The sequence below is a fragment of the Leeuwenhoekiella palythoae genome (genome assembly GCF_020310025.1).
Classification (GTDB): domain Bacteria; phylum Bacteroidota; class Bacteroidia; order Flavobacteriales; family Flavobacteriaceae; genus Leeuwenhoekiella; species Leeuwenhoekiella palythoae.
Genome location: NZ_CP084318.1, coordinates 831,131 through 851,580, shown reverse-complemented (window position 1 = coordinate 851,580; position 20,450 = coordinate 831,131). Strand labels below are relative to the sequence as shown.

The window sequence follows — 20,450 nt, the reverse complement described above, 5'->3', positions numbered from 1 at the left end:
AATGAAAAAGATACAAATAGGAACCACTGATTTACACGTAACACCTATTAATTTAGGAGGAAATGTTTTTGGCTGGACCTTAGATGAAAAGCAATCATTTGAAATTCTTGATGCCTTTGTCGATCACGGATTCAATTTTATTGATACCGCAGATATGTACTCCTATTGGGTCGATGGAAAAGATGGCGGTCAGTCTGAAACCATATTAGGAAAATGGATGAAATCTCGCGGAAACAGAGATCAAATCACAATGGCGACTAAAGTAGGTGGCGAAACCGGAACCCACCCTGTTGATACCAGTAAGAAACATATTCTGGAAGCGGTTGACAAATCATTAAAGCGCTTACAAACAGATTATATTGATTTGTATTATACGCATTTTGATGATGAAAAAACTCCGGTGGAAGAGACGCTTGAGGCATACGATGAAATCATTAAAGCCGGAAAGGTGCGTCATATTGCGGCTTCAAATATTTCACCAAAACGACTAGAAGCTTCTTTTGCAGCTTCAGAAAAAAATAATCTGCCTAAGTATCAAGCCTTGCAACCGCACTATAATTTAGTAGAGCGAGAAGGCTACGAGAGCAACTATGCACCTTTGGCCGAAAAATATAACCTTACAGTATTTCCGTATTGGTCATTAGCCGCAGGCTTTTTAACCGGTAAATATCGTTCTGAGGACGATCTAAATAAGAGCGTACGCGGAGATAGTGTAAAAAAATATCTAGATAAGAAAGGACTTGCAGTTTTAAAAGCTTTAGATCAAGTTTCTGAAAAGCATAGCACATCTCAAGCGACGGTCTCCTTGGCTTGGTTGATGGCGCAACCACATATAGGCGCTCCTATTGCCAGCGCGACGAGTGAAAAGCAATTGAAGACCATTTTTGAAGCACCAAAATTAAAATTAGATTCTGAAGATCTTGCTGTTTTAAACACAGCGAGTAAGTAAGTTTAGTTAGTTGTTTTGATTTTAAAAAGGGGAACTTTAAACTAAAGTTCCCCTTTCTATTTGGATGGCTAGTTCAAATAAATAATCTTAATTACCGGGCACAATTTCAAAAGAGAAAATATTGCAGAAACGTCCGGGTGTTTGTCCCCATTGTGTGGTGACCTGACCGATGGTAATGGTTGTAGCTTCTTCTATGGTATAAGGGATGCTGTAGATTTCCGGGGTGCCGGAATTAGCAGTAGTATGTATGCGTTCGTAAGCAAGAACTTCGGCAGAGGTTGTTACATCAGCAACATCAGGTAATGTGGTTCCTTTAGCGATCACAAAATAAGCGCCGCCCTCATCACTCTCACTGTGGTTACTATCTCTAACAGAAACTTCAAGCGCGAATTCACCGGGACCGGTCATTACGGATTGGTAAACTTTTCCATTCGTGATAGCGGGAGCTCCCCAGCCAGATTCAATATTAAAAATATTGTTGTTCCACTCATCCCAACCGCCGTGACCGTTATGAATAAGTACGGGATCTGTAGTGGTCCAATTTTCCAGAATTCCCCAGCGACCGCTTATGGAGCTTGCCGCAAATGGTACAGCCGCATTTACGAGTTGAGGAAACTCAATAGGCATATAGCTCGCATTATCTGTATAAAACGTATCAACCGCCACAGGAGAGGGCACAAATACGCTGCGATAGCTGTACGACGTACCCACTTTGAAGTCTGTGATTTTAAGATCGTTTTTACTTACCGGAATAAAAAGCTCTTCTTGGGAACCTTCGGTAGTTTCATAATTGAGTTGTGTGCCAATAACACCGGTACTTAAATCCATCTCACCAAATTCTATAGTTAACGAACTTTCTTCAAGAACATTGGCGTTAACAGGACGATTAAATAAAAGGTTGCTGTAATTATCGCCGTAAACTTCTGAGCCTCCTTTTAAGAGAATAGAGCCATCTCCGGCGGCGGTTACTGTTTGCACCTCAAATGCGTAAAATTTCTCATCCAGGTTTTCGATATACGTTGAAATTTGCTGCGCTTCAGAAGAAGAGGAGACCGCAATGGTCTTGGAATCTGATTGCTCATTCCAGTAAATTCTAATTTCAGCAATATCGGCATTGGCAGGAACTGTTCCTTCTACAAAAACTCGGTTTTTTCCGGGTTTAACCGAAAAGGATTGCAGCTGAGCAACTGTAGCTTCTTCCGGTTCTACCGGTAAGGTGTCGTCTGAATCACAAGATACCATACAGGTGCTTCCAAGTGCCAGAAAACTCAAAATGAAAAAAGGATGTAAGCGTAATTTTAATTTCATGTGTACTACGTATGATTAAACTTTATTAGCGATATCGATTGCGAAGAACAAGGTATTCGCTCATATCCCCGTAAAATTAATTAAGGGTTTGCATTTGTCTAACCTGTAGTGTCCTGCTTAAATCAGCTGAAATTCAAAGGATTATTTGAATAATAGAAGGAGAGTACTTCAAGCAATCGTTTGAAAAGTCATTTACTTTTGCCTGATCACGTCGCCCATAATGTAATCTTCGATCGTGATGCTCTGATCATTGCTATGTAATACACTTATTTCGCCGGTAGTTTCTAGAATTACCGCTTTTACCTGACTCAATCTGATCACATTGGCTTCGCGTAATTTAGACTGCAATTCGGCCTGAGTCACTTTACTGGCTTTCATATTTTCTTCTAATACTTGACCGTTTTCCATCAGCAGCAAGGGATCGTTGTCAATAAGGTCTTCAGCTTTTTTTGACTTGAAGCGCAATAGGGTTACCGCGTAATTCAAAGCAAAAAGTGCGAGTAATATAAAAGCCCCCAGAAGAATTGCCGGTTTACTCGAGTTGATGCTCATCCCAATAATGTTACCAATGGCAACTGTGATGACAAAGTCAAAGCCGGTCATTTTGCTGAAACTTTTCAGTCCAAAAATTCGTGTCAGTACTACAACAAGCAAGAAAATAAAAAGCGTTCCCAGAAAAACTTCAGGGATCATAGTTAGGTTTTTAAAAAAGTAAGAAGTATCCATAGTAACGTTGTTAGGTTGAATTTGAAGTTACTTATTCAAGCCGTTGCAACCGCTTTTAGCGCTATTAAATAATTTCTAAAGCGTAGCTAAGATTTTGCCAAAATCACCGCTTGATACGGTTCAAGCTGTAGCTCGTTAGCTTGTTTATTCAAATTAGAATAATTGTTGATTTTTAGCTCTGAAAAGTTGCCGAGCTCTTCAAGTGCTACCGAAACTTTTTCTTTGCTAAAATTGAGCATAACAAGAAACTGCTCGTCGCCTAAACTGCGTGTGTACGCATATACTTGCGGATGTTCGGGTATTAAAAGCTTGTAGTCTCCATAAATCAAGACATCTGATTCTTTTCTTAGAGCAGTCATCTTTTTAAAATGATTTAATACCGAATTTTCATCGGCTAGTTCTGCTTCGGTATTTACGTCAACATAATTGGAATTTACAGGCAGCCAAGGATTCCCGGAGGTAAAGCCTGAATGTTCTGAAGCATTCCATTGCATCGGGGTTCTGCCATGATCGCGGGAGCCAAAGCGTAAATTCTGCATAAAAGTTTCCATATCTTCACCTTGACTTTTTGCTTTTTTGTATCCGTTAATGGCGGCGATATCTTGGTAATCTTCAATATTTTGAAGTTTAGGATTATTGGTCATTCCCAGTTCGTCCCCAAAATAGCAGTAGGGTGTACCACGCATACTTAAGATAAACGTGTTGAGCATTTTTGCAGATGGAGCGCGATACGGCAGACTGTCATTTGCATACCTACTTACCATACGGGCTTGGTCGTGATTAGACAAGAAAATGGAAATCCACCCTTTGTCTGCAAAAGCACTGTCCCATTTTGAGAAGGTTTCTTTAAAAGTTGAAAGTTTATACCCTTCTGCTTTAGGAATATCGACTCCATCAAAGGCATAAGCCATATTGATCTCGTTACGGTCTGCATCTACGAGTTCGTGTGCTTCTTCAAGCGTTCTACCTGCGCCTTCGGCCACGCTCATCACGTCATATTTGCTAAAAACTTGCTCATTCATTTCCTTTAAATAATCGTGAAGACCATCTTGCATAGCGTAAAACTGAATGAAGTTTTTCTCAAAACCTTTAGGAAACTCAGGAAATGTGGTGTCTTTTGCTGCAAACTGAAATGCATCAAGTCTAAAACCATCAACACCTTTTTCTGCCCAAAACGTCATAATATCGTAAACTTCTTGCCGCACTTTTGGATTCTCCCAATTTAAATCAGGTTGTTTTTGAGAGAAGTAATGCAGATAGTAGGCGTTGGTTTTCTCGTCATACTTCCAAGCGTTTCCTTCTGCATCAAAAAGACTATAACGGTAAGGTGGTTCTCCTTTTTCTGCCGGCCACCAGTGGTAATAATCGCGATAAGGGTTGTCTCGAGAGCTGCGACTTTCTTTAAACCACGGGTGTTCATCGCTGCTGTGATTTACTACAATATCCATCACGAGCTTTATATCTCTGGCGTGCATCTCAGAAAGCATCGTATCAAAATCTTCCATAGTGCCAAAATCACTCATGATGTTTCTATAATCGCTCACATCATACCCGTTATCATCATTGGGCGAACTATAAATCGGATTGAGCCATACCGCTGTAACTCCAAGATCTTTTACGTAGTCTAGCCTGTTGATGATCCCTTGTAAATCTCCTATACCATCACCATCAGTGTCTTGGAAACTTCTCGGGTAAATTTGATAAACGATGGCTTCTTTCCACCATTTTTTGTCAATGGATTGCTCTGGTTGTTTCGTAGCATTTGACGTTTTTTTATTTTCATTACAGCTTACAATGACAGAAAGTAGCAAGCTAAAAAGTAGAAGTTTTTTCATAGTAATCTTTTAAACAGTGGTTGTAAATTCAAGGTGTGAATTTTTGTCTTGAACTGATAGTTCATTCAAAATCAGGTATAAAATACTATTTTTAGAAATCACTACAACGCTTTCGATATCTTTTTTAAAGCATTTAAAATTATAATTGCTCGTTTCTTTAAACCCTTTTATAAGCGTATTTTTGCACTAAAGATTCAATTATGACACCAGTTAAGGCGTGGGTTTCTGCAGCCCGACTTCGTACTTTGCCGCTTTCCGTTTCAGGAATTATTGTAGGAAGCGCAATGGCGTATAACTCTGGATTTTTCAGATGGGATATTTGTATTCTGGCGTTATTGGCAACTTTAGGATTTCAGATTCTATCTAATTTTGCCAATGATTATGGCGATGGTGTTAAAGGGACCGATAATCACGAACGCATTGGTCCGGCAAGAGCAATGCAAAGCGGACTGCTTACAGCCAAGCAATTAAAAAACGGAATGGTTTTTACCGCTTCGGTAACGCTTTTGATTAGTATTGCACTTATTTATACCGCATTTGGCTCTGAACGCTTTTTAGAATCTGTGTTGTTTTTTGTGTTGGGCTTGCTGGCCATACTCGCTGCCGTAAAATACACAGTTGGTAAAAGTGCTTACGGATATATGGGACTTGGAGATTTGTTTGTGTTTATCTTTTTTGGTCTTGTCGCGGTGGCAGGGAGTTACTACTTGTATGCAGCACAGCTAGATGCTGTTGTTTTTCTTCCGGCATTAACTGTTGGCTTTTTGAGCATAGCGGTCTTGAACCTCAACAATATGAGAGATCGGTTGAGTGACGCGCGTGCAAAAAAGAATACATTGGCGGTTTTTCTAGGGCCTAAAAAATCGAAGTTCTATCACTACTTTTTAATCGTAGGAGCGCTAGTGGCGAGTTTACTGTTTTTCCATTTTACCAATACCTATTTATGGTCTGTAATTGCCTGTGTTGTTTTTATTCCGTTAGGAAAACATCTGGCGTATGTGGCGCAAAATGAAAGTCCGGCGTTGTTAGATCCTGAACTCAAAAAAGTAGCACTAGCCACCTTTTTCTTTTCGGTCTTATTTACCTTGGGATTTTTATTTTAAATCGTTTTTTAACGAAAACTTATAGTTAGGGATTTTCTGTTGTGCTTTAGCTTATCGAAATTTAGTTGCAAAAATTTACAACTATGAAAATTACTTATTACGGGCAAAACTGTTTTGGCTTTGAAACTAAAGAAGCCACGATTCTTACAGATCCCTTTATAACCGGAAACGAACTCGCTAAAGATAAAATAGACATCGCAGATCTTAATCCGGATTATATTTTTTTAACCCACGCACACCAAGACCATACCTTAGATGCTGAGACTATCGCAAAACAAGCGGATGCGATCATCGTAAGCAATTTTGAGATCGCTAATCATTACGGCGAAAAAGGCATTGAAACGCACCCGATGAATCACGGCGGAAGCTGGAAATTTCCATTCGGTAAAGTAAAATATGTAAATGCCATTCACACAAGCTCATTTCCTGACGGAAGCTACGGCGGGCAACCCGGTGGTTTTGTGTTCAGCATAGATGATAAAACCATTTATATGGCAGGCGATACCGCACTTACGATGGATATGAAACTGATTGGGATGGAGTTTGATCTTGATCTGGCGATCTTACCTATTGGTGACAATTTTACAATGGGGATCAAAGATGCTGTTTTAGCCAGTGACTTTATCGAATGCAACAACATCATAGGCTGTCATTATGATACCTTTGGCTATATAGAGATTGATCACGAAGGCGCTAAAAAAGCCTTTGACGCCGTCGAAAAACAACTTACCCTTTTAGAAATAGGAAGTTCGTACGAACTCTAAACACGTGATTTTTGACAGCATCTTATAAAAAATTCATTTTAAATTTTAAACGCCCCAGCGGAACATCGCGGGGCGTTATGAATGTAAAAGAGACATGGTTTCTTAAAATCGAAGAGCTAGATAAAGTCGGTTTTGGAGAATGTGGGATTCTGCGTGGCCTTAGCATTGATGATCGTCCTGATTATGAAGAAACCCTAAAATGGGTTTGCGATAACATTCATCTGGGGGAAGAAACGCTTTATGAGCGGCTTACTGACTTCCCGAGTATTCAATTTGGTGTGGAAATGGCTTTTAAATCGTTTCACGCTAAAAATCCTTTTGAACTTTTTCCTTCTGAATTTACGCAAGGAAATGAGGGGATTGCCATTAATGGTCTTATCTGGATGGGATCACCTGAATTTATGCAAGAACAGATTACCGAAAAACTCTCGGCAGGATTTGATTGCATTAAAATGAAGATTGGAGCCATCGATTTTGATGCTGAAATTGAATTGCTTCAGAGAATTCGAGACCGTTTTCCGAAAGAAAAAATTACGCTGCGTGTCGATGCTAACGGTGCTTTTGCTCCAGCCGAAGCATTGCAGAAACTTAAGCGTCTTGCGGCATTAGATTTACATTCTATAGAGCAGCCTATCAAACAGCAACAGGAAGATGCAATGGCACAGTTATGCGCAACAACCCCGTTGCCGATCGCGCTAGATGAAGAATTGATAGGTGTTTTTGGCTATGCTAAGCAAAAGGAGTTATTGCAAAAAATAAAACCTCAATATATTATTTTAAAACCCAGCTTAGTTGGTGGTTTCCGCGGATGCGATACGTGGATTCAACTGGCAGAAGAGCTGGGTATCGGATGGTGGATCACTTCAGCATTAGAAAGCAATATTGGGCTTAATGCCATTGCACAATACACCTATACTAAAAGTACTAGTATTCCACAAGGTTTGGGTACTGGTGCGTTATATACAAATAATGTATCTTCCCCATTAGAAATTAAACACGGCGAATTGTGGTATATGCCTGAGAATCGCTGGAGTTTTCAATTTTAATTTATGTTTATAGCACAGGCGTATAAAGCGTTACACGAGTTCTGGAGATATCTTGTAGGTTCGGTTCTTATAATTGCTGCATCAACTATAGGTCAAATACCATTTACTCTTGCCATTCTAGGAAAACTATGGATGGATAATCAAGGTAGTCCTGAAGAATTAGGAAATACAATGGGCAGCCTTGATCAAGCTACGCTGATGGGAGTATTGGATAAAAACTTGACCTTGTTCTTATTGTTATTATCTTTTGTATTTGCTCTAGGAGGTGTTTTTCTTGCTGTAAAATATCTACATAAGCAGAAGATGAAAGATGTTATCACTACGCGTAAAAAATTTGACTGGGGACGCATATGGTTTGCGTTTATAATGATTACCATTTACACAATAGGGACAACTTTACTTTCCTATTATATAGCTCCGGAAGAGTTTGAGGTCACCTTTGACTTGATTCCATTTTTAATTTTATGTGTGGTTGCTATTCTTTTTGTGCCCATACAAACCAGCGTAGAAGAGTTCGTTTTTAGAGGATATTTAATGCAAGGATTTGGGGTTTTAGCAAAAAACAGATGGTTTCCTTTAGTGATGACTTCCTTTATTTTTGGAGGCTTACACTATTTTAATCCAGAAATTGGTGCTATGGGTGACATTGTAATGGTATTTTATTTCGGTACCGGTTTGTTACTTGGAATAATGACCTTGATGGATGAAGGAATGGAACTTGCCTTAGGCTTTCACGCAGCAAACAATTTAATTTCAGCGTTATTAGTTACCGCTGATTGGACAGCCTTTCAAACCTATTCTATTTTCAAAGACATCTCTGATCCCACCGCCGGAATTGTAGATGTATTGCCCGTTTTTATAATTTATCCTATCTTTTTAGGGATTTTGGCTTATAAGTATAAATGGACCGGCTGGAAGGAGAAACTCTTCGGTCCCGTTGAAAAACCAAAAGAAACACAACTTGAAGATAATTTAGTGCCTGATTAAATTTGATGTGATGTCTAAATATCCTGTACACCCCGAATTTCAACTCAACGGAATGTCTCTCAAAGCTACCGGCTTAAGAGAATTTGCTCAAGAAATTCAGAAAACAGGAGAGCTTTATGAGCAAGAACTAGGCGAATTTATTCTAGACTGGCTTAATGATAAAGATTACGTACTCGTCAATACTTCGGGATCTACCGGTGCGCCAAAAAGCATCAAATTGCTTAAAAAGCATATGGTTAACAGTGCCAAAGCTACCGGCAAACGCTTTGACCTAGAAGCCGGGGCAACTGCTTTACATTGCTTACCTACTCGATTTATAGCAGGTAAAATGATGTTAGTACGAGCAGTGATTTTAGGTTGGAAACTTGATGTGGTACCGCCTAAATCAAATCCGTTAGATCAGGTATTAAAGCGTTATGATTTTTCCGCAATGACTCCTTTTCAGCTTGATAATAGCATTGCCAGAATGCATCTGCTGGCCAAACTCATTGTAGGTGGCGGTCCGTTTTCACAAACCTTAAAAGAATTGGTTCAGGATTGCCCAACCAAGATTTACGAGACTTATGGCATGACCGAAACGATCACCCATATTGCGGTACGTCGTGTAAATTCAAAGAAAAATAGAGAAGGGGAGCCGCCGTTTAAAACCTTGAGCAAGGTGACGGTAAGCAAAGACGAGCGGGGTTGTCTGGTGATCAAAGCACCCAGAGTGGCCACAGATCCTATCGTTACGAACGATCTGGTAGACCTTATTTCCTATAAAAAGTTTCACTGGCTGGGCCGCATAGATAATGTGATCAACAGTGGCGGGATTAAACTTTATCCGGAGTCGATTGAAAAAAAACTGGCCCATCAAATAGATGTTCCATTTATTATTGGTGCTGAAGAGGATGCGGTTCTTGGTGAGAAATTGATCTTGGTTATCGAGTGTGATAGTTTTGATGCTTCTCGCCTCAACTTTGAAGTTTTAGGTAAGTATGAAACGCCAAAGCGTATCTACTGTACGCCAAAATTTATTCGTACAAACAACGGTAAGGTCAAGCGTGGCGCTACGCTGAAATCGCTCACGGCAGCCGAAGAGATTTAGGCACAATTTGTGTTTATGCCTTAACACAGAACATTCTCAGATTTAAAACGAACTTACTATCTTTGGCAAAATTTTATATTATGCGCTATCTTTTTATCATCGCAATCACTTTATTTTCAATGCAATCTATCTATGCTCAGTACGGTTACGGTAGGGGATATGGTGGTTATGGAGGCTATGGCCGCAGTCGTATGGGAAGTATGATGGGAGCCAGTCAAACGCCACAAGGTCCTACGGAAGAACCTCCAACTGCTGCTGAAATTGCTGAAGAGCGTTTGCCTGATTATGTAGCAGAATTTGAACTAGATCCTTTTCAGACTGAAGTTCTTCGCACCTATTTAGAAGATTATTTCAATAAGGTAATGGGGCTTCAAAAAGATGAAACCAAAGATGCCGAAACAATGCGTAAAGATTTTGAGCGTATGCAAAATGAATTCAAAGCAGATCTTAAATCAATCCTCACCGAAGAAGAAGTAGAAAAACTCATTGCGATGGATTTCTCAAATTCGGCGGTGCGGAAACGAAAGAAAAACCGTGATAATTAAATCATTATAACCAGCATTGAGATTTACCGATTTTTAGTCTAATTGAATCTCAAAACGGAATTTAAAAGGTGCCTAGAGCACCTTTTTTTATTGGGGTTTAATACGTAATTTAGAGTTGATTTTAAACTCTTATAATGCGTAAAATACTTCTCCTATTTGTTTGCCTTTTCTTCTTAAATATACCTTTTTCTTACAGCCAGATTTTACCGGAACGCGACCGGGCAGTGCTCGTTGATAAAATTCTCTCTGAGCGTTTTAAGCGGGTTTTACCTGATGTTATGTCGCGCAGCGGCATTGATATGTGGGTGCTCATTACACGAGAATATAATGAAGATCCGGTGGTACGAACTATGTTGCCGGCAACTTGGCTCAATGCAAGAAGACGCACAATGCTTGTATTTTATTGGGATGATGAGCGCTTTAAGTTAGAAAAACTAGCGGTAGCCCGATATAATATTGGTGACAACATTACTTCGGCGTGGGATAAGGAAAAGGAGCCGGATCAATGGAAAGCGTTGATGGAGCTTATTACAAAATACAATCCGCAAAAAATAAGCTTAAATTATTCTGATAACTACGGAATTGCAGACGGAATTTCAAAAACAGATTATGAGCTGTTTATAAAAGCACTTCCCGAAAACTATAAGAACAAGGTTGTTTCAGCTGAAGATCTCGCGGTAGGTTGGATCGAAACCCGCACGGCTCTTGAAATGCAATTGTTTGAAGAATTGGTGGGTATCACGCACGATATTATTCAAGAGGCATTTAGTTCAAAGGTGATTACACCGGGAAAAACAACCACCGAAGACGTGGTGTGGTTTTTAAGACAAAAGGTTACCGATATGGGACTGGAGACCTGGTTTCACCCTACTGTGGACCTTCAACGTGACAGCGAACCTTTAGAAAGTCATATCACTGCCTTTACCAATCACAGCGAAGGCCAGGTAATTCAGCCGGGAGATTTATTGCATTGTGATTTTGGGATCACCTATTTAGGCTTAAATACAGATTGTCAGCAACACGCTTATGTCTTAAAAGATGGTGAAACTCAAGCCCCGGAATTTTTAAAGGAAGCGTTTAAAAAAGGAAATCAACTTCAAGACATACTAACCGGTAATTTCGCAACCGGAAAGTCGGGTAATGCAATTTTAAAAGAATCACTTGAAGAAGCTAAACAAGCCGGACTTCAACCTTCTATCTACACGCATCCACTAGGCTTGTATGGGCATTCTGCCGGGCCAACCATTGGGATGTGGGATGCACAAGAAGGTGTGCCGGGATCTGGTGATTACCCGTTGTATGAGAATACGACCTATGCGATAGAATTAAACACCACGGTGACGCTACCGCAATGGGATAAAGACATTCGCATTATGCTCGAAGAAGATGGCTTCTGGGGCGCTAACGGATTCAAATATATCAATCAACGTCAGGAATCTTTGCTGCTGCTGAAATAAAGCATCTTTCTATTTTAGAGCACCGCTTCAGACTATGTTAGGCTTGCTGAGCGGTTAATTTTGCACGCTTTTTTCGCAGAAGCATTACACTAATTGATAATAATATTCCGCCAAAGGCTAGACAAGCACCTACTAATTCAGGAGTCGTATAGCCATAACCCGCTGCTATAGGTAAACCTCCTAAATAAGCGCCTACCGCATTGGCGATATTAAATGCAGCTTGATTCACAGAAGAAGCAAGCATTTCAGACTCTTTAGCAGATTTGATCATCAACATTTGTATGGAAGGTGCAGTAGAAAACGCAAACGCGCCGGTAACAAACACCATCAACAACATCGCCCATTGAATAGGAGCGATCAGCGAAATGGTAATCAAACAAAGCGTCATCGCGCTCAGCAAAATGGCAGTAGCTTTTATGGGTGAAAACGTATCAGCAAGTTTTCCTCCCAGAACATTTCCGCAGGTCATTCCTAATCCTGCGAGCATTAAAATGAAGATCACCATATCATTGTCAAAGCCACTCACTTCGGTAAGCAGCGGGGTGATGTAGCTGTACCACGCAAAAAAACCACCGGTACCAATGGCAGTAATTCCTAGAATAAGCCAGAGTTCTGTACGCTTAAAGATTTTCAATGCTTGTTTTATAGGAATAGGTTCAGATTTTTCAATCTTCGGAAGCCAGAATCGAATGGCTAAAACCGTAATCAGTCCTATTACTACTACGATCATAAAAGTGTAGCGCCACGAAATATTATGCCCTACGTAAGTCCCTAGCGGAATCCCAATAATATTGGCAACGGTAAGTCCGCTAAACATCATAGCCACGGCACTTGCTGCTTTTTCCTTTGCAACAAGCCTACTGGCGACAACGGCACCAACGCCAAAAAACGCTCCGTGCGGTAAGCCCGAAAGCAATCTTGAGATCAGCATCAGTCCGTAGCTTGATGCAAATACAGATAAAGAGTTAAAAACGGTAAAGGCTATCATTAGCGAAAAAAGAATCTTTTTAGGCGAATAGTTGCCTGCGATTCCCACAAGTATTGGTGCGCCAATAACTACGCCTAGCGCGTAAGCAGAAATAAAATGCCCCGCCTGCGGAATGGTTATATTCAAGTCTTTAGCAACGTCAGGTAAAATACCCATCATCACAAACTCAGTCATACCAATACCAAAACCACCTATTGCTAACGCGATCAGACTCTTTTTAAACATGTAAAGTGTTTTTAATTACCTGTCAAACCAAATGGCAGGATACAATCTGGCAAAGATAGGATAGTTATTTGGGCTTAAACTATGTTGACTTAACCGATTTAGTCACTAAAAAAGTGCAAAATACAACAGGTGTCTTTGAGAAGGTTCAGTTTGTGGAGGTTGCCTGCTAAACTTGAATTACTCCTAAATTGAATTTCTTTTCAATAGGAGCGTGGTTAGCAGCCTCAATACCGGTAGAAATCCATTTACGCGTATCTAACGGATCAATAATGGCGTCAGTCCAAATTCTGGAAGCTGCATAATAGGGTGAAACCTGCTCATCGTAGCGTGCTTTAATTTTGTCGTAAAGTTCCTTTTCCACTTCGGGCGTAATCTCTTTACCCTGCTTTTTGAGGGAAGCCGTCTCAATTTGAAGTAAAACTTTTGCAGCGCTATTTCCGCTCATAACTGCCAATTCCGCCGAAGGCCAAGCAGCGATCAGTCGAGGATCATAAGCTTTTCCGCACATCGCATAATTTCCGGCGCCGTACGAGTTACCAACTACAATGGTGAATTTAGGAACCACGCTATTACTAACGGCATTAACCATTTTTGCTCCATCTTTAATAATGCCGCCGTGCTCACTTTTGCTCCCCACCATAAAACCGGTAACGTCTTGTAAGAAAACAAGCGGTATTTTTTTCTGATTGCAATTGGCAATAAAACGAGTGGCTTTGTCTGCACTGTCGCTGTAAATCACTCCGCCAAACTGCATCTCGCCTTTTTTGGTTTTTACGATCTTACGTTGATTGGCCACAATGCCTACCGCCCAGCCGTCAATGCGCGCATAGGCGGTAATGAGCGTTTGACCATATCCTTCTTTGTATTCTTCAAATTCAGAATTATCAACCAGCCGCTTTATGATTTCGGTCATATCATATTGGTCGCTGCGTTTGGCAGGTAGAATTCCGTAGATATCTTTAGGATCTTCCTTAGGTTTAGCTGCATCAATACGGTTAAAACCGGCTTTTTCAAAATCACCAATTTTACCCATTATATTTTTGATTCGGGTGAGTGCATCTCGATCGTCTGTAGCTTTATAGTCCGTTACACCACTAATCTCGCAGTGTGTGGTTGCGCCGCCCAGCGTTTCATTATCTATAGTTTCGCCAATGGCAGCTTTGACAAGGTAGCTTCCGGCGAGAAAAATACTTGCCGTTTTATCTACGATCATTGCTTCATCGCTCATAATTGGTAAGTAAGCACCACCGGCGACACAACTGCCCATTACCGCACTTATTTGCGTAATGCCCATACTACTCATCACCGCGTTATTTCTAAAAATGCGGCCAAAATGCTCCTTATCAGGAAAAATCTCATCTTGCATTGGTAAATACACACCTGCACTGTCTACCAAGTAAATAATGGGCAGTCTATTTTCGATACTAATCTCTTGCGCGCGTAAATTCTTTTTTCCGGTGATCGGGAACCAGGCACCTGCCTTTACCGTAGCATCATTAGCAACAACAATACATTGCTTACCGCTGATGTGGCCCATTTTGACCACCACACCACCACTGGGGCAGCCCCCGTGTTCTTCATACATTCCTTCTCCGGCAAAAGCGGCGATCTCAATGGCTTTTTCGGCGTCGTCCAATAAAAAATCAATACGTTCTCGAGCTGTTAATTTTCCTTTTTCGTGGTGTTTTGCGATGCGCTTTTCGCCACCACCCAATTGCACTTTAGCAAATCGGCGTTTTAAATCAGAAACTAAAAGTTTGTTATGGTCTTCGTTTTTATTGAACTTAATATCCATTGAAATAATATGTAAGAGTAGTTTTTAGATTGCTAAAAAATACTCGTGAAGTGTATTAATGTGTGTGAACGAAAATACGAAATCACGGGCTTATGAAATCGTTATACTTATGTGAAAAACGCGATATTTGCGTTTTAATGGAATTCCCGGTGATGCGTTGTGCGCTTATGAAACTTAGGTTGTAGTATTGCATTCTGGGCTGTAACTTCCCAAAATAGAATAAATAAACGATTATGATGAATAAGAATACAGTATTGGGCTGGGCAACTTTTATAATGATTGTTGTAGGGCTTGGTCTTATTGCAATGGGCGCTTTTAAATATTCTGAAGTTGCCGGTTGGGGTTTTGCTTCGGTAGGTATTGGTTTTTTTGCAATCGCCTGGGTTTTTAATGCATTAAAAGGAAGGGTTTAATGGAAGAAGCACTTTTAAAAGAACAGCTTCTGAAACATCTCAAAGGGGGTGAAGCCTTTACTCCGGTAAGCGAGTTGCTAGATAAAATTTCCTTTAAAAAATCAGGAAAACGACCGTTAGGGCTGCCGTATTCTTTTTACGAAGTTTTTTATCATATGGTCTATGCGCAAAAAGATATTTTAGACTTTTGCATTGCCGAAGAATATAATACGCCTTCTTGGCCTAAAGATTACTGGCCGGGGAGCAATACCGCTGCTACCAAAGAAGAATGGCAGGCATTGCAACAGCAGTTTTATACAGATCAGGAAGCCTTGCGGGAGTTTATCGATACAACAGATTTGAGTCTGTTGGATACCCCTAAGAACGGCAAGGAACAAACTATAGTGCGCGAGCTCGCGTTAGTCCTAGAACACAATGCTTATCATACAGGCCAGCTTGCTATAATTCTTAGGTTATTGGGCTTACTATAACACGTATTTTTGCGTTAGGTTCAACAGCATATTTATAATTTTAGATTTAAACAAACGACTATGAGTGACGATAAAAAAATAATATTTTCAATGACCGGGGTGAGTAAAACCTTTCCCGGTGCCAATACTCCGGTACTTAAAAATATCTACTTGAGTTTTTTCTACGGAGCAAAAATTGGAATTCTGGGGCTTAACGGTTCGGGGAAATCTACTTTGCTCAAAATCATTGCAGGTATAGATAAGAATTATCAGGGGGATGTAACTTCAGATAAGGAGTTTTCTGTGGGGTACTTAGAACAAGAACCACAACTGGATGATGAGAAAACGGTGCTTGAGGTGGTTAAAGAAGGAGCCGCAGATACCGTTGCGATCTTAGATGAGTACAACCAGATCAATGATCAGTTTGGCTTAGAAGAAGTATATAGCGATCCTGATAAGATGGAAAAACTAATGAACCGTCAGGCCGTGCTTCAGGATGAGATAGATGCACGTGGGGCGTGGGAGTTAGATAATAAACTAGAAGTTGCGATGGATGCGTTACGTACGCCTCCCGCTGATCAGAAGATTGGTGTGCTTTCGGGCGGGGAACGCCGCCGTGTAGCCCTTTGTAGACTGTTGCTTCAAGAACCTGATGTATTGTTACTTGATGAGCCTACCAACCATTTAGATGCAGAAAGCGTTCACTGGTTAGAGCATCATTTGGCGCAATATAAAGGGACGGTAATCGCTGTAACGCACGACCGTTATTTCTTGGATAACGTGGCCGGTTGGATTTTAGAACTTGACCGTGGAGAGGGAATTCCGTGGAAAGGAAACTACTCTTCTTGGTTAGACCAGAAATCCAAGCGTATGGCCCAAGAGCAAAAGCAGGCGAGCAAGCGTCAAAAAACATTAGAACGGGAGTTAGAATGGGTGCGTATGGCTCCAAAGGGGCGTCAAGCCAAGCAAAAGGCGCGTTTGAGCAATTATGATAAATTACTTTCTCAGGATCAAAAACAAACCGATGAGAAATTAGAGATCTATATTCCTAACGGGCCGCGTTTAGGTACTAACGTGATCGACGCTAAAGGCGTGAGTAAAGCCTTCGGCGAAAAGTTGCTTTATGAAGATTTGAATTTTGTGCTTCCGCAGGCAGGAATCGTAGGTGTTATTGGTCCTAACGGTGCCGGTAAAACCACGATCTTTAAAATGATTATGGGAGAGACCGAGCCAGATAAAGGTGAGTTTACCGTAGGAGAAACTGCAAAGATCGCATACGTAGATCAGTCGCATAGTAATATTGATCCGGAGAAAACCATTTGGGAAAATTTCAGCGATAAGCAAGAACTGATTATGATGGGCGGGCGCCAAGTGAATAGTAGAGCGTATTTAAGCCGATTTAATTTCAGTGGAAGCGAGCAAAATAAAAAAGTGAGTATGTTATCTGGTGGTGAACGTAACCGCTTGCACTTAGCGATGACCCTTAAAGAAGAAGGGAACGTACTTTTACTTGATGAGCCTACTAACGACCTTGATGTAAACACGCTGCGTGCGCTTGAAGAAGGTCTTGAGAACTTTGCAGGTTGCGCAGTAGTGATCTCTCACGACCGTTGGTTCTTAGACAGAATTTGTACGCATATTTTAGCTTTTGAAGGAGATAGCCAGGTGTATTTCTTTGAAGGTGGTTTTTCTGATTACGAAGAAAACAAGAAAAAACGTCTGGGCGGTGATCTCATGCCTAAACGTATTAAGTATAAAAAGCTGGTGCGATAATCTAAGCACTAAGTGTATTCAAAATCCTCACGTGATTCTTCGCGTGAGGATTTTTATTTTAAGTATTTTTAGTCAGAATCATAAATCAATTTAGTGTGAGTCTTAAAGATTTAAAAGTCATTGCTTTTGACGCCGATGACACCTTATGGGTCAATGAAACCTTTTTTAGAGATGCCGAAGTGGCATTCGCCAAACATTTATCTACTTATGGTGATGAGGATGAGATCGTTCAAAAACTTTTAGATACCGAAATAAAAAACTTGGACACCTATGGTTACGGCATTAAAGGGTTCACCTTATCAATGTTAGAAACTGCGCATAGATTGATGGGTGATCAAATGCAGGCCGATACGATAGATTTTATTCTCAATAAAGGGAAAGAGATGCTCGCCGAGCCGGTAGAATTGCTTCCGCATATAGAAGAGGTGCTAGAGCAACTTGCTAAGAAATATAAACTTGTAGTAGCGACCAAAGGCGATCTGCTAGATCAAGAGCGCAAGTTGATTAAAAGCGGACTGATCGATTATTTTCATCACGTGGAGATCGTTTCTGACAAAAAGGAAACGCAATACAAGAAACTAGTCAAGCATCTAGATATTGCGCCCCACGAGTTTTTAATGATCGGTAATTCGCTAAAGTCTGATGTGATCCCGGTACTGGCTATGGGTGGTTATGCGTTTCATATACCCTTTCATACTACGTGGTCTCACGAGCAGGTAGATGATGAGATCAATCACTCCAAATTTAAAGCGCTTAAAAGTGCCTACGAACTTTTAGACCTCTTGTAATTGTTATTGCCTGCGCGGAAGAAAACTGCGCAGAATATAAATAAGCACAGCGATACCCAGCCCAAAGAGTAAACCTTTGCCAAAACTGGGTTGAAAAAAACAGATAATGATCGCAAAAGCGGCTAAGACTGCAAACAAAATGGCCGCTCGTTTGTGTTCTTCTTTCATAGAATCAAAGATACAGATATGCGATTTTAATTATAAGGTATTAATAAAAAATTAAAAGAGCTGCATTAGTCTTTTTTGTATGTTTGACCCCGATTTCAAATGCAGGTTTTGCTGTTTTTTACGTTAAAAAACAGTAAATTAAGAGGTCTTTATGATCGCTTTTGTACACTTTTGAATCAGCTTTAACGTTAATATTTAAAACCGAATCTAATCAAAGCATTATTTATTTATGGAGAATGAAAATAAAAACACAGGTATAAAGATCGTTACCGGTATTCTTGCCGTACTTCTTGTGGTTGCCGGTGCATTTGCTATTAAACTGTACAATCAGGAAAAAAATACAAAAGCCGAACTGACCGAGGAAAAAGAACTGGTTCTTAATGATCTTAAACAAATGGTTACCAAGTACGACGCGGTAATTGAAGAGAACAATCTAAAAGACACCGAACTCAATCAGGCAAGAGATCGTATTCAAGTCTTGATCGATTCTGTACAGCAGATGGATGCGAGTATCTCTGTTTTACGTCGCTACCGTGATGAGGTGTATAAGCTTAAAAAAGAACGTGAATTTTTATTTGCGCAGAACGACAGCTTAAAAGGGATGAACAAAATGCTTGCAATGCGTGTTGACAGTACAAGCTATGAACTTGAAGTGTCAAAAATGAAGCGCGACAGTCTTGCGATGGTAAAAGAAGAGTTGGCTGAAAAAATAGCCCTTGGCGCAAGTCTTGCTGCTAATAAATTGGTAGGAACTGGAGTCATTGTCAGAAACAGCGGGAAGCTTGTAGAAAACGACAATGCACGTCGTGTAGATCGCATCAGAGCGTGTTATACCGTGCCGCAAAACCGTATCGCAGATGCCGGCGATAAGCAATTATACGTTCAGGTTTTAGACCCTCAAAACAATATTTTAGGTGAAAATAAAACCGTTAAATTAGATAGTGTTACTTCGGTAACATACAGTGCGATCTCTAAATTTTACTATGAGAAAACCGCTTTAGATATCTGTGAGAACATCGCTCCTAAAGGTGGCGAATTTGCAAAAGGTCTTTACAAGATCAACATCTTTGATGGTGGAAGAATGATCGCAACCACTAACTTGGTTTTAGATTAATCCTGTAATCATTCAGTATAAAAAAAGCTTCGGAGATCCTCCGAAGCTTTTCTTTTTTAAGACTGTTTATATAAATCTATTTTCCGCCATTGGCGCGTAAATCTTCTAAGCAGAACTCGCCAAAAGTGGGTAGATTATTCATTGCAGTACTGGTCGCATCAGCAACCGTTTGAAAATACATCAGGCAATCTTCTTGATCACAGTGTTTATTTGGAGTTTCGCCTCCATCGTCATCTGCAGTTTCATCTTCGTGGTCACGTACCATTTCGGTACCTAGATTCACTAAACCAAATAAATGCCCAAATTCGTGCTCGGTAGTAATAGTTTCCAGTTGTGTGAGGCTAGGTCCAGTAATGCCACGACTAAATTCTCTCAGTGTAGTACCAAAAATAATGCACGACGTGTTGCGATAGGCAGTACCTAAAATGCGGCTGTTACCTTCATCGCTTTCAGAATTCTGATCGGCAAAAAATACCCAAACGCCTAAAGCATCGCCTTCGTTAAAAACGGTTCGGTTATCATTTTCGATTGCAACATATTCATCGCGGTTGAGCGATCCTACGCTCGTAGCGGGTACCACCGTTTCTGTAAAAGTCACACCATCAGGTTTGTTTAGGCGCTCAGTAAAAAAGGATCTCAAATTACTCAGCGTAGTTTCTGAAGGTTTAAAACCATCTACATAAGCGATCTCTACATTCATTGACGTGAATTCTTCGGCGCTTAAAAAGTCTCTCGCCGAACTTCCCAAAGCTTGTTTGTTAGCCAGTGTAGGATCAGCAGGGGTGTTGTCGCTATCGCTTCCGCTGGAACACGATAAAATTAAAAAGGTAAAAAGTAGGGTGAAGTAGGGGGTAATCTTGTGTAAAGTCATTGTTTAAATTTAAGTGCGGCTAAAATAACTAAACGTTTTAGCTTAAGGTCTTGTTGTAT

20 protein-coding genes are annotated in these 20,450 nt (G+C 40.4%); 13 read left to right on the top strand and 7 right to left on the bottom strand.

Annotation, left to right across the window (positions count from 1 at the left end; genetic code table 11):
• Nucleotide 1: 1 nt before the first annotated feature.
• Nucleotides 2–949 carry an aldo/keto reductase gene (locus LDL79_RS03410; RefSeq protein ID WP_225599159.1) on the top strand — a complete coding sequence of 316 codons (948 nt, stop codon included), beginning with the start codon at nt 2–4 and terminating at the stop codon, nt 947–949.
• A gap of 87 nt (nt 950–1,036) precedes the next feature.
• Here LDL79_RS03410 and LDL79_RS03405 read toward each other — a convergent pair whose 3' ends face one another.
• The 3 genes from LDL79_RS03405 to LDL79_RS03395 all read right to left on the bottom strand — a co-directional run bounded on the left by LDL79_RS03405 (nt 1,037) and on the right by LDL79_RS03395 (nt 4,818).
• Complete coding sequence (locus LDL79_RS03405) at nt 1,037–2,257, bottom strand: DUF4998 domain-containing protein (RefSeq protein WP_225599158.1); 1,221 nt, start codon at nt 2,255–2,257, stop codon at nt 1,037–1,039.
• Nucleotides 2,258–2,449: 192 nt separating this feature from the next.
• Nucleotides 2,450–2,983, bottom strand: coding sequence for a DUF421 domain-containing protein (locus LDL79_RS03400; RefSeq protein WP_225599157.1), 534 nt, complete (start codon nt 2,981–2,983; stop codon nt 2,450–2,452).
• Nucleotides 2,984–3,069: 86 nt separating this feature from the next.
• Nucleotides 3,070–4,818 (bottom strand): glycoside hydrolase family 13 protein, encoded by a 1,749-nt coding sequence (locus LDL79_RS03395; RefSeq protein WP_225599156.1) that lies wholly within the window; start codon nt 4,816–4,818, stop codon nt 3,070–3,072.
• A 200-nt stretch (nt 4,819–5,018) separates the two neighbouring features.
• Between LDL79_RS03395 and menA the strand changes: the two genes are divergently transcribed.
• From menA to LDL79_RS03360, 7 genes are all read left to right on the top strand, one after another.
• Nucleotides 5,019–5,921 carry a 1,4-dihydroxy-2-naphthoate octaprenyltransferase gene (menA, locus tag LDL79_RS03390; RefSeq protein ID WP_225599155.1) on the top strand — a complete coding sequence of 301 codons (903 nt, stop codon included), beginning with the start codon at nt 5,019–5,021 and terminating at the stop codon, nt 5,919–5,921.
• 83 nt (nt 5,922–6,004) lie between these two features.
• Complete coding sequence (locus LDL79_RS03385; RefSeq protein ID WP_167597864.1) at nt 6,005–6,685, top strand: metal-dependent hydrolase; 681 nt, start codon at nt 6,005–6,007, stop codon at nt 6,683–6,685.
• 11 nt (nt 6,686–6,696) lie between these two features.
• Complete coding sequence (locus tag LDL79_RS03380; RefSeq protein WP_225599154.1) at nt 6,697–7,731, top strand: o-succinylbenzoate synthase; 1,035 nt, start codon at nt 6,697–6,699, stop codon at nt 7,729–7,731.
• A 3-nt stretch (nt 7,732–7,734) separates the two neighbouring features.
• Nucleotides 7,735–8,718, top strand: coding sequence for a CPBP family intramembrane glutamic endopeptidase (locus LDL79_RS03375; RefSeq protein ID WP_225599153.1), 984 nt, complete (start codon nt 7,735–7,737; stop codon nt 8,716–8,718).
• Nucleotides 8,719–8,728: 10 nt separating this feature from the next.
• Nucleotides 8,729–9,805, top strand: a complete 1,077-nt coding sequence (locus LDL79_RS03370; RefSeq protein ID WP_167597861.1) for an AMP-binding protein — start codon at nt 8,729–8,731, stop codon at nt 9,803–9,805.
• 80 nt (nt 9,806–9,885) lie between these two features.
• Nucleotides 9,886–10,350 (top strand): hypothetical protein, encoded by a 465-nt coding sequence (locus LDL79_RS03365; RefSeq protein ID WP_128755703.1) that lies wholly within the window; start codon nt 9,886–9,888, stop codon nt 10,348–10,350.
• A 134-nt stretch (nt 10,351–10,484) separates the two neighbouring features.
• Nucleotides 10,485–11,807, top strand: a complete 1,323-nt coding sequence (locus LDL79_RS03360) for a M24 family metallopeptidase (protein ID WP_225599152.1) — start codon at nt 10,485–10,487, stop codon at nt 11,805–11,807.
• A 37-nt stretch (nt 11,808–11,844) separates the two neighbouring features.
• Here LDL79_RS03360 and LDL79_RS03355 read toward each other — a convergent pair whose 3' ends face one another.
• Together LDL79_RS03355 and LDL79_RS03350 are read right to left on the bottom strand one after the other, a co-directional pair.
• Nucleotides 11,845–13,020 carry an MFS transporter gene (locus LDL79_RS03355; protein ID WP_225599151.1) on the bottom strand — a complete coding sequence of 392 codons (1,176 nt, stop codon included), beginning with the start codon at nt 13,018–13,020 and terminating at the stop codon, nt 11,845–11,847.
• A gap of 166 nt (nt 13,021–13,186) precedes the next feature.
• On the bottom strand, nt 13,187–14,815 hold the full coding sequence (locus LDL79_RS03350) for an acyl-CoA carboxylase subunit beta (protein WP_225599149.1): 1,629 nt from the start codon (nt 14,813–14,815) through the stop codon (nt 13,187–13,189).
• Between the two features lie 236 nt (nt 14,816–15,051).
• Here LDL79_RS03350 and LDL79_RS03345 point away from each other — a divergent pair, with 236 nt between their 5' ends.
• The 4 genes from LDL79_RS03345 (at nt 15,052) to LDL79_RS03330 (ending at nt 18,238) form a co-directional block, all read left to right on the top strand.
• The gene (locus LDL79_RS03345) at nt 15,052–15,228 is read left to right on the top strand and encodes a CAL67264 family membrane protein (protein WP_225599925.1); all 177 of its coding nucleotides are present in this window, start codon (nt 15,052–15,054) and stop codon (nt 15,226–15,228) included.
• Entirely contained in the window at nt 15,228–15,698 is a 471-nt protein-coding gene (locus tag LDL79_RS03340; RefSeq protein ID WP_225599148.1) for a DinB family protein, read from the top strand. The genes LDL79_RS03345 and LDL79_RS03340 overlap by 1 nt, the downstream gene beginning before the upstream one ends.
• Nucleotides 15,699–15,758: 60 nt before the next feature.
• Entirely contained in the window at nt 15,759–17,450 is a 1,692-nt protein-coding gene (gene ettA, locus LDL79_RS03335) for an energy-dependent translational throttle protein EttA (protein ID WP_225599147.1), read from the top strand.
• A gap of 95 nt (nt 17,451–17,545) precedes the next feature.
• On the top strand, nt 17,546–18,238 hold the full coding sequence (locus LDL79_RS03330; protein ID WP_225599146.1) for an HAD family hydrolase: 693 nt from the start codon (nt 17,546–17,548) through the stop codon (nt 18,236–18,238).
• Nucleotides 18,239–18,241: 3 nt separating this feature from the next.
• Here LDL79_RS03330 and LDL79_RS03325 read toward each other — a convergent pair whose 3' ends face one another.
• Complete coding sequence (locus tag LDL79_RS03325) at nt 18,242–18,406, bottom strand: hypothetical protein (protein WP_164916934.1); 165 nt, start codon at nt 18,404–18,406, stop codon at nt 18,242–18,244.
• Between the two features lie 229 nt (nt 18,407–18,635).
• Between LDL79_RS03325 and LDL79_RS03320 the strand changes: the two genes are divergently transcribed.
• Nucleotides 18,636–19,520 (top strand): hypothetical protein, encoded by an 885-nt coding sequence (locus LDL79_RS03320; RefSeq protein ID WP_225599145.1) that lies wholly within the window; start codon nt 18,636–18,638, stop codon nt 19,518–19,520.
• Between the two features lie 76 nt (nt 19,521–19,596).
• Here LDL79_RS03320 and LDL79_RS03315 read toward each other — a convergent pair whose 3' ends face one another.
• Nucleotides 19,597–20,391 (bottom strand): membrane metalloprotease, encoded by a 795-nt coding sequence (locus LDL79_RS03315; protein ID WP_225599144.1) that lies wholly within the window; start codon nt 20,389–20,391, stop codon nt 19,597–19,599.
• Nucleotides 20,392–20,450: the final 59 nt, after the last annotated feature.